Annotated in this window: 9 protein-coding genes; 6 read left to right on the plus strand and 3 right to left on the minus strand. The window is 62.2% G+C overall.

The window, feature by feature from the left end; all coding sequences use genetic code 11:
* Positions 1-113: 113 nt before the first annotated feature.
* Positions 114-569, minus strand: coding sequence for an Lrp/AsnC family transcriptional regulator (locus L1F31_RS00615; protein ID WP_265418809.1), 456 nt, complete (start codon positions 567-569; stop codon positions 114-116).
* A 331-nt stretch (positions 570-900) separates the two neighbouring features.
* On the opposite strand from L1F31_RS00615, the gene L1F31_RS00620 reads away from it, so the two are divergent.
* From L1F31_RS00620 to L1F31_RS00630, 3 genes are read left to right on the plus strand one after another with little or no spacing between them, the layout of a single operon-like run.
* Entirely contained in the window at positions 901-1677 is a 777-nt protein-coding gene (locus L1F31_RS00620) for an electron transfer flavoprotein subunit beta/FixA family protein (RefSeq protein WP_265418810.1), read from the plus strand.
* 11 nt (positions 1678-1688) lie between these two features.
* Positions 1689-2666 (plus strand): electron transfer flavoprotein subunit alpha/FixB family protein, encoded by a 978-nt coding sequence (locus L1F31_RS00625; protein ID WP_265418811.1) that lies wholly within the window; start codon positions 1689-1691, stop codon positions 2664-2666.
* A gap of 1 nt (position 2667) precedes the next feature.
* The gene (locus L1F31_RS00630; protein WP_265418812.1) at positions 2668-5193 is read left to right on the plus strand and encodes a cytochrome b/b6 domain-containing protein; all 2526 of its coding nucleotides are present in this window, start codon (positions 2668-2670) and stop codon (positions 5191-5193) included.
* A 112-nt stretch (positions 5194-5305) separates the two neighbouring features.
* Here L1F31_RS00630 and L1F31_RS00635 read toward each other — a convergent pair whose 3' ends face one another.
* A complete protein-coding gene (locus tag L1F31_RS00635) occupies positions 5306-6076 on the minus strand; it encodes a creatininase (protein ID WP_166828783.1) in 771 nt (256 codons plus the stop codon).
* Between the two features lie 41 nt (positions 6077-6117).
* Positions 6118-7962 (minus strand): BCCT family transporter, encoded by a 1845-nt coding sequence (locus tag L1F31_RS00640; RefSeq protein WP_323127516.1) that lies wholly within the window; start codon positions 7960-7962, stop codon positions 6118-6120.
* Positions 7963-8353: 391 nt separating this feature from the next.
* Between L1F31_RS00640 and L1F31_RS00645 the strand changes: the two genes are divergently transcribed.
* From L1F31_RS00645 to L1F31_RS00655, 3 genes are all read left to right on the plus strand, one after another.
* Positions 8354-9865 (plus strand): helix-turn-helix domain-containing protein, encoded by a 1512-nt coding sequence (locus L1F31_RS00645; RefSeq protein ID WP_265418813.1) that lies wholly within the window; start codon positions 8354-8356, stop codon positions 9863-9865.
* A 153-nt stretch (positions 9866-10018) separates the two neighbouring features.
* A complete protein-coding gene (locus tag L1F31_RS00650) occupies positions 10019-11278 on the plus strand; it encodes an aminopeptidase P family protein (RefSeq protein WP_166828777.1) in 1260 nt (419 codons plus the stop codon).
* Between the two features lie 175 nt (positions 11279-11453).
* A complete protein-coding gene (locus tag L1F31_RS00655; RefSeq protein WP_228278250.1) occupies positions 11454-12122 on the plus strand; it encodes an IclR family transcriptional regulator in 669 nt (222 codons plus the stop codon).
* Positions 12123-12208: the final 86 nt, after the last annotated feature.

Genomic DNA, 12208 nt, shown 5'->3' on the forward strand with positions numbered 1-12208 from the left:
GTTCGGCGTAGGTGATTCTCTCTGTTTCACGTCATGAAGCCCTCGGCGCAAATTCCGGCGCCGGGGGCTTCGGTGATTCATTCTGAGTCGGGGCGTCACTCTGAGCTGGGGCGTCAGCCTGAACCGGGGCGGTGCCCTTCGGCCTCGTCGAGGATGAGCAGCGACCGAGAGGACACGACGCCGGGAACTTCGTGGATCCGGCGCAGAATGACTTGTGACAGCGCCGTATTGTCCGGGGCGTTGACCGTGACCAGCGCATCGATGTCACCGCTGACGGCCTGGACCTTCTCGACGAACGGAAGCTCAGCCAGTTCATCGCGCACCTGCGGCCACGGACGTTCGCCGATCTTGACGACGACGACCGCGGTCACGGTCATGCCGAGGGCACGGCGATCCACCTCGGCGGTGAATTTCCTGATCGCGCCCGTCTCGACGAGATTCGTGAACCGTTTGTGCGCGGCCGAGCGGGAGATGTGGACGCGTTCGGCCAGCTGGCGCACGCTCAGGCGCGAATCCTCGACGAGGGCGGCGATGATGCTGCGGTCGATGTCGTCGAGGTCGAATGCCACTGGGCGCTCCTTCACCGTTGATGTTCGCGTCCTGCCCGCCCGGACCGGAGGGGGTGCCGGTCGGGAAAGGTCGGTCGGACCGCGGGCTCGCGGTCTGATCCCATTCTAGGGCCCCGCCTCGGCGAGCGATCCGCCTGCAGCATTGGACAAATTCTGTCGATCGTTCGTACAGTAACGACGATGTCTGTGGTGCATACCACGTACCATTGGTGACTGGGAACAGATCGGATCCGGCCGGACCCGGTTAACGAAGGCAGATCAGCCACCTGTAGATTATGAGACAGAAGTCTCACTGCAGCGGGAGCTGCTTCACGAAGCTAAGGAGTCATCCTTGAAGATCGCGGTATTGGTCAAAGAGGTCCCGGATACGTACGGCGACCGCAAATTGAACTTGGAAACCGGGCTCGCCGATCGCGGCGCCTCGGAAGCAGTCCTCGATGAGATCGGTGAGCGTGCCCTCGAGGTCGCCCTGGCGCATAAGGACAGCGACAGCGACAGCGAGGTGACCGTCATTTCGATGTCGCCGGACACCGCGACCGCGACGATCCGCAAGGGTCTGGCCATGGGCGGCGACAATGCCGTGCACGTGGCCGACGAAGGACTCGCCGGAGCCGACCTGGGCCTGACCGCCGAGGTGCTCGCCGCCGCCATCCGCCGCGGCGAATACGACCTCGTCGTCACCGGCAACGTCTCCACCGACGGCAACGGCGGCATGATTCCCGCAATGCTCGCCGAGCACCTCGACTACCCGCACGTGACCGGACTGACCACCGTCGAACTGACCGACGGCAAGGTCTCCGGCACCCGCGCCATCGAAGGCGGCCAGCAGCAGGTCTCGGCCGAACTGCCCGCCGTCATCTCGATCACCGAGGCGCTGCCCGAAGCCCGCTTCCCGAACTTCAAGGGAATCATGGCCGCGAAGAAGAAGCCCTTCGAGGTCATCGGCCTCTCCGATCTCGACATCGACGCCGAGGACCAGTCCGTGGCCCGTTCGATCATGGTCACCGTCGCCGAGAAGCCGCCGCGTGAAGCCGGTGAGAAGGTCGCCGACGAAGGCAACGGCGGCGTCGAACTCGCCGAATACCTCACCAAGAACCGTCTGGCCTAAGGAGAATCGTCATGTCAGAATTCCCGCAGGATGCCATTCTCGTCGTCCTCACCGCCGATGCCGAGGGCCAGCTGGAGAAGCCGGCCGCCGAACTGCTCGGCGGCGCCTCTGAGATCGGCTCGCCCGTTGCCCTCGTGCTCGCCGCCGGAAGCCCCGACGCCGCCGCTGAGAAGGCTGCCGAACTCGGTGCCGCAGCGATCTTGACCGCCGCCGTGGCCGAGGGCAATCTCGGCACCTCTGCCGTCGACGCCGTTGCATCGGCCGCCGAACTCACCGCTCCCGACGCCGTGCTCGTCCCCAACACGCTTGACGGCCGCGACATCGCCGGCCGCTTCGCAGTGCGCAACGGCTCGGCCGTGTCCGTCGACGCCATCGGCGTCGAGCGTGACTCCGAGGGCATCGTGGCCAACCACTCCGTCTACGGCGGCGGCTACACCGCCTCCTCGGCGCCGACCTTCGGTGCTCCCGTCATCACGGTGCGCCTCGGCTCGATCGAGACCCGCGCCGAAGCGCAGTCTGCGAACACGCAGGCCCTCGAGGTCGCCGATTCCGGTAAGCGTGCCGCGTCCATCGATTCGTTCGAAGCCATCGTCGAGACCTCCTCACGTCCCGAGCTGCGCGGTGCGCAGAAGGTCGTCTCCGGTGGCCGCGGCGTCGGTTCCGAGGAGTCCTTCGAGCTCGTCGGCGAATTCGCCGACGTCCTCGGTGCCGCTGTCGGTGCCTCGCGTGCGGCCGTCGATGCCGGTTACATCGCGCAGTCGCACCAGGTCGGTCAGACCGGTGTGTCCGTGTCTCCGCAGCTGTACGTGGCGCTGGGCATCTCGGGTGCGATCCAGCACAAGGCCGGTATGCAGACCTCGAAGACCATCGTCGCCGTCAACAAGGACGCCGAGGCCCCGATCTTCGACATCGCCGACTTCGGCGTCGTCGGCGACCTGTTCAAGGTCGTTCCCCAGGCCATCGAAACACTGAACGAGAACAAGTCCTGATATGGCAACCTATTCCAGTTCGCTGCGCTCGGGTCTGCCCCGGGTCGAAGGCGGTGACCCCTGGCCCCCGGAGGGCACCATCGGTGAGCCCTTGGAAGAGGGCGCATCGTGGCTGCCGGAGACATCCGACACGGAGGAACTGGATGAAGGTTCCCCCGCCGAGGCGGCCGATCCCGATGTGACCGACGCCGAGGAATCGACGGAGACCGTTGAGGACTCGACTGACGTGTCGGATTCGACCGACGACGTGTCGGACTCGGCTGACGCCTCGGGCGAAGATTCGTCCTCCGGTGCCGCCGTCGCGGCGGGCGCCGGCGCTGCCGGTGTTGCCGCCGGTGCGGCGGGTGCTCCGGCGGCCGAGGTTCCGCTGCGCCGCGGTCTGCCGCGCGTCGAAGGCGGAGAACCGTGGCCGCCCGAGGGCCTCGCCCCTGCCGGTGTGAAGGCCCCCGGCGTCTCTGCCGCCCCCACCGCGTCAGCACCGGCTGAGTCCGCGCCGGCCGAACCCGAAGCTGCTGAGTCCCAAGCTGCTGAGTCCCAGTCGTCTGACTCGGGCGAGGAATCCTCGGCTGCTCCGGCTGCCGTTACTGCAGCGGCTGGTGCCGGAGTGGCCGCTGGTGCCGCTGCTGCCGGTTCGGATGACGAGCCGGCCGCGGAAGACTCGTCTGCGGACGACGCATCCGCCACCGACACTGAACCCGCTGCCGAAGCCGCACCTGCGGCCGCGAGCGAAGTTCCGTTGCGCCGTGGTCTGCCGCGCGTCGAAGGCGGAGACCCTTGGCCGCCGGAAGGCTTCGCACCTGCCGGTGCCAAGACCGTCGGTGCCGCGACTGCAGGCGCTGCTGCTCCGGCAGCGGCTTCGGCCGCACCTGCTGGCGAAGCTGCGGAGGAATCCGCCGCTCCTGCTGCTCAGTCCGACGCTGCGGCCACAGACACCGCTTCCGAACAGACCGAATCAGCCTCCGAGTCCACGTCGGCCGCTCCGGCAGCTGCCGCCGCAGGTGCCGGTGCCGCTGGTGCAGGTGCTGCCGCGGCCGCTTCGCGTGGTTCGGGCGAGCTCTCCGATGTTCCCCTGCGCCGCGGACTTCCGCGCACCGCCGGGGGCGACCCCTGGCCGCCGGAAGGATTCGCCCCGGCCTCGGCTGCGAAGCCCGCCGGAGCTGCAGACTCGACATCGACCGACGCTGCATCGGCTGACACCACATCGGCCGAGGCAGACAAGCCTGCCGGCCACGGACAGTCGACCGCTGAGGCGAAGCAGGATTCGAAGCCGCAGGGCCGACGCGCCGGAATCGGTGGAGTCGGTGCCGGTGCGGCAGCCGCAGGTGCGGGAGCCGCAGCCGGTGCAGGTGCCGCCGCAGCCGGAGCCGCCTCGGCGTCGGAGAAGAAGTCCGACGCAGCCGAGGAGAAGCCCGCTCAGCGTAAGCCGATGGGCAAGCCCGCGGCGAAGGCCACGGACAAACCTGCCCAGCGCAAGCCCATGGCCAAACCCGCCGCGAAGTCGGCGGAGAAGCCAGCCGCACGCACGGCCGACAAGCCGGCCGAGAAATCGGCACCGGCCGCGAAGTCCACGTCGTCCGGTTCGGGCAGCACCACCTCGGCGAAGCCTGCAGCGAAGAAGGAACCGGTCATGATCGGTTCGAAGTCGCTGGGACAGTGGTCCAAGCTCGTCGGGCTGGGTCTCGGCGGACTCATCGTCGTGGCCGGGATCCTCATCCTCGCCGCGCGTGGTGTCACGACCCTGCCGGGTGTGCCGGAGTTCCTCGAACGCTACCCGGGCGAATATCACATCCCGGAGTTCGTCGATCCCGGCTTCCCGGGCTGGGTGCGGTGGACGCACTTCCTCAACATCTTCTTCATGGTGCTCATCATCCGTTCGGGTCTGCAGGTGCGACACCAGCAGAAGCCGCCGGCGTTCTACACCCCGAAGAAGGGCGGGAAGAAGGTCAGCATCAACCTCTGGCTGCACACGGGTCTCGACCTGCTGTGGCTGGCCAATGGTGTCGTCTTCGTCGTGCTTCTCTTCGTCTCCGGACACTGGGCACGCATCGTGCCGACCAGTTGGGAAGTCTTCCCGAACGCGCTGTCGGCGGCGCTGCAGTACGCGACGATGGAATGGCCGGTGGAGGATGCGTGGGTCAACTACAACGCGCTCCAGCAGCTCATGTACTTCATCATCGTGTTCATCGCCGCCCCGGTGGCTGCGATCACGGGTGTGCGGATGAGCGAATGGTGGCCGAAGGACGCTGCGACGCTGAACAAGATCTACCCGGCACCGCTGGCTCGGGCGATCCACTTCCCGACGATGCTGTTCTTCGTGTTCTTCATCCTCGTCCACGTATTCCTCGTGTTCACGACCGGACTGCGGCAGAACCTCGGTTACATGTTCGCCGGGACGAACATGCTCGGTTGGGCCGGGCTCATCTGGTTCCTCGTTGCGATGGTCGTGGTCGTGGCCGGTTGGTTCGCGGCCAGGCCGCTGCTGTTGGCTCCGATCGCGAACCTCTTCGGACGCGTCTCGAGCAGGTAGGCGGTGGAGCCGGCGCGACCGGAAGTCACAGCGGGCCCCGCACGATTATTCGATCGTTCGGGGCCCGCCATGTGTTGAGTATTTCCCCTGTGAGAGACATCAGTGAAGGTAACTACGGGCTGGAAGGTGTGTGTTCGAACTGGCTCTTGATCGCCGCTGCCATCCCCGCACTCGCTGTTTCGAGTAATATCCGCCCCTTGTCGGCAGTCGCCTCAACGGCCGACGATAAGCACCCGGACGCAGGTGTGAGCTCTGGACGGACCGGGAGCACATCGTAGTTCGGCAATTCCGCTGGGGGAGAGTCCTCTACCTTGGTCATGTCAACCTGTTCGGGAAACAGATGAAGCATCAGTGAGGTTTCGAGAACCCCACCATGCTCGAGATCCCAACCCGTGAAGCCGTGGGGATACAGTTTGGAGATCGTCTCGTCATCGACAAAGTCCCAATATGAGAGCAACATGATTCGAATATTGTCATGCCCGGCGTTCGCGAGTTCTTTCAGCGCCAGGTCTGCGCCCTCGTAGAGGAACTGGTAATTTTCGAAATGGCCGTTGATGAAACCTATCTGCTTGACTCCTTGCCTTACGAATTCAAGGACGAGTGTCTTGGCAATTGCAGTGACCAGGTCACCAGTGAGGCTGGTTGTCCCAGGAAGGTGATTGCCACCCCCAGATCGCTGTTGTGACTTGTAGCCGTAGGAGATCGGAGCCGACACGACAGCCCCGATGCGCCTGGCCGTTTCACCGGCTATGGTGCGTGAGAGCAGGGAGTCGACATGCAGTGGCATATGTGGCCCGTGCTGTTCGATAGAGCCTGCTGGAATGAGCACAGGCGCTCCGGCCGCTAACTGCTCGGAATATGCGAATGCGTCGAGTTCTTCCATAAATACGGTCAACGTGAAGTCTCCATTTCCTTGTGATTAAGTCAGTTCCGGAGATCATCAGAGTCTCCGAGGTCTGTGCTCTGTCGCTCAGATTTCCTTGGATCGCTGATCTCGATAGGAACTCCGTGTTTGTCGACATAGTCATCTTCTGGGAGATAGTGGTTTTCATTGATGATCTTTTCTTCTCGTCTGATCTGCGCGTTACGGCTGCGTAATCTGCGAACGAGATTGGCGAACATCAGTAGCAGCACGAACGTGAATGGGAAGGCGCCGATGATCGTTCCCGTCTGCACCGTATCGACGACCGATGTCCCTCCGACGGTGAGAAGGACAACGGCTACGGTGCCGATGCTGAGCACGAGGACCACTCGGAACCAGGGGCCGGACTTCATCGGTGCTGTGACAAACTCGGCAAGCGCATAGGTCCCTGAGTCGAGACTTGTGACGTAGTAGGTGGCCACCAGGATCGTGGCAACCACGAGGAGAATTCCGCCGATCACAGGAACCATTTCGAGCATAGAGAAAAGTCCGGTTGACGTATCCCTGGCGACGTCGGACGAGATTGAGCCACCCGCTTGGTCGTCGTAGTAGATGGCGGCACCGCCGAGGATGGCGACCCAGACCATGACAATGAGCGAAGGCACGATTGTGACTCCGAGGACGAACTCGCGAATCGAACGACCGCGAGAAATCCGCGCGATGAATCCAGCGACGAACGGGGAGAACGCGATAACCCAGCACCAGATGAAGACGGTCCACGAACCGTTCCACGCATCTTCCCAGCTGCCCAGCGGTGCCGCGGAGATCTGCGCTTCGGTCCAGAAACTCATCGGCACAAAGTTTCCGATGAAGGAACCGAAAGACTGAGTCATGGATGAGAGGATGAAGATCGTGGGCCCGAACACCAGAACGCCGACCATCAGAATGATGCTGAGGATTGAGTTGGCCTCGCTGACTCGTTTCATTCCTTTATTCACTCCGAGAAAGGCCGAGACCATTGTCAACCCGCCGAGGACGGCGATGACAACGAGCCATAAGGTCGGTCCGCTGGGTAGACCAGTGAACGATGAGAGACCTGACGTGAACTGGAGTGCGGCGAATCCGAATGAGGTCGCAAGACCAAGAACCGTCGCGATGATTGCGAGCAGCTCCACAATGACTCCCGCAGTTCGGCGGGTCTTGAAGGGCAAGATGTCAACGACAGCTTCACGAAAGGTCAGGGTTTTACCGAGGTTGTGGTGGGAATAGGCGAGGCAGAGTGCAACGAGACAGTACATGGCCCAGGCAGTGAGTCCCCAGTGGAAGTAGGTCCATACGATCCCGCCCTCGGCGAGGAAATCACCGGGAGGAATCACCGGACTGCCCTCGCGGAGAAGAATCGGCTCAGCGACGGACCAGAAGATCAGTCCGATTCCCTGGCCGCAGGCAAACAGCATCGAATACCATGCAAACTTTCCATGTTCAGGACGAGCTTTGGGACCGCCGAGCCGAACTGAGCCGACTCTGCTGAAAGCGACCCAGGCGCAGAGGATGACTGCGATGATCGAGTAGGCGACGAACAGCCAGGTGAATTTGGAGGTGACGAAAGTCCGGAGCGCATTGATGACTTCGGCCGATCCTTGTGGATTGACAGTGACGGCTATGACGACTGTGACAATGAGGATCGGCGGCAGCACCATGATGATGTTGCGGTCGAGGGCAGCCATCTTTGATCCACGAAATCGCGGAATGGAGACGAATCTCGGCTCCTTCTCCTGGTCTGTATTGTCAGCGGGAATCGCGTCGGCCTCTTGCTCCTCGGTTTGAGCAGCGACTTCGTTGTGATCGCCTGAATGCATTTCGGAATCTCCATCGTTTCCTGCGGTGGGTTTGTGGCCAGTGGTCATGCCGAGTGTCCTTCCTTGAGCTGCGTCATTGCGCTTTCATCGGAGAAATCATCGTGATCGGCTGTGGTAACTCTGCTTTCCGCGTCCGAATTGGATACGGGATGCTTTCGCTCTTTGCGACTGGGTTGCCAGTGAATCCGCTGGAACTGCCGAAAGCTCTAGCCCGAATCTGATCAATGACGAGCTGTGGCGACGACCGAACTGCCATTGGATTCTTCCCATCCTAGAGTTCCGTTTTTGTTGCGACAATGCTCGATCCGTCATGTGACTGAGGATTCGTATTGACAGAATGTAAAGTGAAAGAATTTCTTCGACATAGACTGTTCGAAGCATCGCAATAATCCGCGAGTCGAGAACTCGACAGTCGCGGAATTTCGGACGGAGTAGTCACATGAATATCGCAGAGGTGCTCGCCCACCCGACGATGAAGGCCGCAGATCCAGTCGTTCGAGCTGGCGCCGAACTAGTGAACACGCGCGACATACGGTGGGTGCACTCGAGCGAGGTCCTCGACATCGGCCTGCTGTTGCGCGGCGGTGAACTCCTTCTGACCGGAGGAGAGGCACTGGCGTCCGCTCCCGACGAGAAGCAGAAGCAATATGTCAGGGAACTCGCAGCACGTGACGTGGCGGCCTTGGCGATCGAGACTTGCAGCGACCTCGACGGAATCCCTGCAAGCATCATCGAGACTGCCGAAACGGAAAACGTAATTCTCATTGAACTGCGAGCAGTTGTGCCGTTCGTCGTCATTGCCGAATCGATCAACAGCGCTTTTGTGAGCGACTCCGTGGCCATGTTGCAGAAGGCGGAGGAGCTTTCGCACACGATTGCTGTCGATCTCGCAGCCGGTGCCGAGCTCCGAGACATTCTCGGAGTCATCGCAGCCGAGCTCTCTGCGTCCGTATCGTTGCTAGTTCCCGGCACCTTTTCGCGCGATCTCGTTGACATCGCAGATCCCTCTTCCGCTGGCGAAGCCGTATCGGACCCAATCGAGGTAGAGATTCCCCTTCGCGGGATTGTTGCCGCTGCGCTTCAGATCGAGATAGCCGATCCCGGAGAAGAAGCATACGTACGCACGGTCGGAGAGCGAGTTGCAGATGTGCTCGGACTTGCACTCCTGCAGCAACGTCCACCTTCGCTCAGTGATATTGCTGGAGTCCAACTGATCCGAGCGGTGGCGAACAACGAGCGTGGGGCCCCACTGGCAGATCTGTGCGCGTCGGCGGGCATTGAGCCGACAGCGCCGCTGGTGCTGATCGCTGCGCGGTCGACAGAGCCGAATAGGTTGAGGGGGAAATTCGAGCACACGCTCGCTGGCCTGGTGCCCCGGTCAGTGTTCTACGCCACGCCGGGTGAACTGATTGGTCTTGTGGTTCTCTCCGATTCCGGTCGACGTGCGAAGAGACGCGAGTTGATCACTGAGCTTGAGCTCAGCCTCGTTGCCGGAGACGGGACCGTGTGCGTCGGTCCGCTCGTCTCGGGTGCGGCAGCGGGTTACCGCTCGCTCACGCAGGCGGAGGCGGCGCTGAAAGTGGCACCTGTTACCGCGAATCGAGCAGTTGTGGTCGATTCTGATGACTACCTGGTCGACAGGATGCTCTCCGAGCATCTGGGCATCGAGACCAAGCAGGAGCTGATGGATGAGCTGCTTCAGGAACTGATTGAGCACGATGCCAGACGCGGCACATCGCTGATGGACACGCTCGAAACTTGGCTGATAAGCGGTTGCAACACGACAGCATCGGCACGGGCCCTGTTCCTAGAGCGGCAGTCGATGCACAACAGGCTTCAGAAGACCTTCTCACTGATCGGCGGTGACCCGCGCGGAACCGGAAGAGTCGGCAGTCTGTTTGTCGCGTTGCGTGTTTACAGGCAGGCGACGGGAACGCGTACCCGAAACTGACTTTTCGAATGTGTCTTGACGAGGGGCAGGCCTGTCACATAACTTAGGTGCAACATAGTTGTACTGAATGCAACATGTGAAAGTGTCGTGATGCTGTCCGTGCGGGCCTTCTTATCGAAGGGTTGGTTCGGACGATTGATTCAAAGGAGAAACATGACTGTAAATGCGCCGACCTCACCCACCAACGTCGCCGAACTTGAGCGTCTCAAGGTCCTCCACAACGGATCCAAGACGCCCCTGACCTTCTCCGATGCGGAGATGGAGCGGAGGCTGACCGGGCTGCGCGCCATCATGGCCGATAAGGGCCTCGACGCCGTGGTCCTGACCTCGTATCACAACATCAAATACTATTCGGACTTCCTCTTCACCTACTTCGGTCGCTCCTATGCGATGGTCGTCACCGCAGATGACACCGTGACCATCACGGCGAACATCGATGCAGGAATGCCGTGGCGGACCAGCTACGGGGAGAACATCGTCTACACCGATTGGCGCCGTGACAACTACTACTACGCGATCCAGGAGGGCCTGCGTCAGCGTGGCATCGGCAACCCGCGCCGCCTCGGTGTCGAAGACGACAACCTGCCCCTGGAGAATCGCAACAGGCTCCAGGACGCCTTCCCGGGAGCGGAGCTCGTCGACATCTCGCAGGAGTCGATGCGCCAGCGGATGATCAAGTCACCCGAGGAGATCGAGGTCATCAAGCACAGCGCTCGCATCGGCGACCTCGGCGGCGAGGCTATCAAGGCTGCCATCACCGAAGGCATCAGCGAATACGAACTCGCGCTCATCGGCACTGAGGCAATGACTCATGAGATTGCAAAGACGTTCCCCGATCAGGAGATCCGTGACACCTGGGTGTGGTTCCAATCAGGTATCAACACCGATGGCGCGCACAACTGGGCGACGACACGACGGATCCGCAAGGGCGATATCCTCAGCCTCAACTGCTTCGCCATGCCGACCGGCTATTACACTGCGCTGGAGAGGACGCTGTTCTACGGCGAGCCGGATGAGCGGTCGTTGGAGCTGTGGAACGTCAACGTCGAAGTGCACAAGCGCGGCATCGAGCTCATCAAGCCAGGTGCTGTATGTAAGGACATCGCCGCCGAGCTCAACGAGATCTACATCGAGCACGGACTTCTGGCCAATCGCACCTTCGGATACGGACACTCCTTCGGGGTTCTCAGCCACTACTACGGCCGCGAGGCAGGTCTGGAGCTGCGCGAGGATATCGACACCGTCATCGAGCCGGGAATGGTGGTCTCGATGGAGCCGATGATCACGGTGTTGGAAGGTCAGCCGGGCGCTGGCGGGTATCGGGAGCACGACATCCTCGTCGTCGGCGAGGACGGCTCCGAGGACATCACGAAGTTCCCGTTCGGACCCGAACACAACATCATTCCCGCCTGAGTCTGTCAGAACGCCGGTTCCCACTGCCCGACGGTGGTCGGTGAGCTGGCGGTTCGGTGAGCGGGGAGAGCTGAGGACAAGACCTCAGCTCTCCCCATCGCTGTGTCAGAAGGTCGACGTCGGCAAATGGGAATAGGGTGAGATTATGCCTCGAACGAGCTCGAATTCTGATTCCATGAGTCGTGGTGCCTCGGTCATCGAGAACACCGTGTCGATCCTGCGCTGCTTCGCGCCGGACCGGCAGGAGCTCGGAGTCACCGAGATCGCCCCACGCGTGGGGCTGCACAAGAGCACGGTGTCGCGCATCCTTGCCTCGCTCGAGCAGGAAGGGATCGTCGAACAGGTGCCGTCCAAGCGGTACCGGCTCGGCCTCGGCATCATCGCGATCGCAGGACCGCTGCTGGCCGACCTCGATGTTCGGCGTGCCGCCTATCCGACTCTGCAGGCGCTGACGCGTGCCACTGCGGAGACGAGCGCGCTGATGGTCTGGAACGGGGCGGAGGCGATCACCGTCGAGCAGATCCCGAGCCCGCAGCCAGTCAAGCACACGTCGATCCTGGGGTCACGATATCGGACGGAAGGCAGCGCCTCGGTGAAGGTCTTCCTCGAGGCCGAAGACGGTGAAGGACGAACCGATGGTGTCGCCTACGCCCTCAATGATGCGGAGACTTCGCCGAACGAGGTCGGCATTGCCGCCCCCGTGCGCGATCATCGCGGTGAAGTGGTCGCCGCTGTCCTCATTGCCGCCCCTAAGTTCCGCACCGACGCTGAACGGGTCGTCGAGCTCGGCGAACACTGCGTTCAGGCGGCCAGGCGGATTTCGCAGCGGCTCGGCGGTCGTTGAGCGGTGGCGTCGCCTCGGGTGATCACTGGATCATCCGAGGCGACGTTCTGGGGATCGGTACGGGTGGTCGATGTGTCGAGAGTGAT

The organism is Brevibacterium spongiae (genome assembly GCF_026168515.1).
In the GTDB taxonomy this organism is placed as follows: Bacteria; Actinomycetota; Actinomycetes; order Actinomycetales; family Brevibacteriaceae; genus Brevibacterium; species Brevibacterium spongiae.

Coding starts and splice junctions, on each gene's coding strand:
- L1F31_RS00625 (WP_265418811.1), top strand. CDS start 1,689: ATGTCAGAATTCCCGCAGGATGCCATTCTCGTCGTCCTCACCGCCGAT.
- L1F31_RS00630 (WP_265418812.1), top strand. CDS start 2,668: ATGGCAACCTATTCCAGTTCGCTGCGCTCGGGTCTGCCCCGGGTCGAA.
- L1F31_RS00635 (WP_166828783.1), bottom strand. CDS start 6,076: ATGGAAGAACTCGACGCATTCGCATATTCCGAGCAGTTAGCGGCCGGA.
- L1F31_RS00640 (WP_323127516.1), bottom strand. CDS start 7,962: ATGACCACTGGCCACAAACCCACCGCAGGAAACGATGGAGATTCCGAA.
- L1F31_RS00645 (WP_265418813.1), top strand. CDS start 8,354: ATGAATATCGCAGAGGTGCTCGCCCACCCGACGATGAAGGCCGCAGAT.
- L1F31_RS00650 (WP_166828777.1), top strand. CDS start 10,019: ATGACTGTAAATGCGCCGACCTCACCCACCAACGTCGCCGAACTTGAG.
- L1F31_RS00655 (WP_228278250.1), top strand. CDS start 11,454: ATGAGTCGTGGTGCCTCGGTCATCGAGAACACCGTGTCGATCCTGCGC.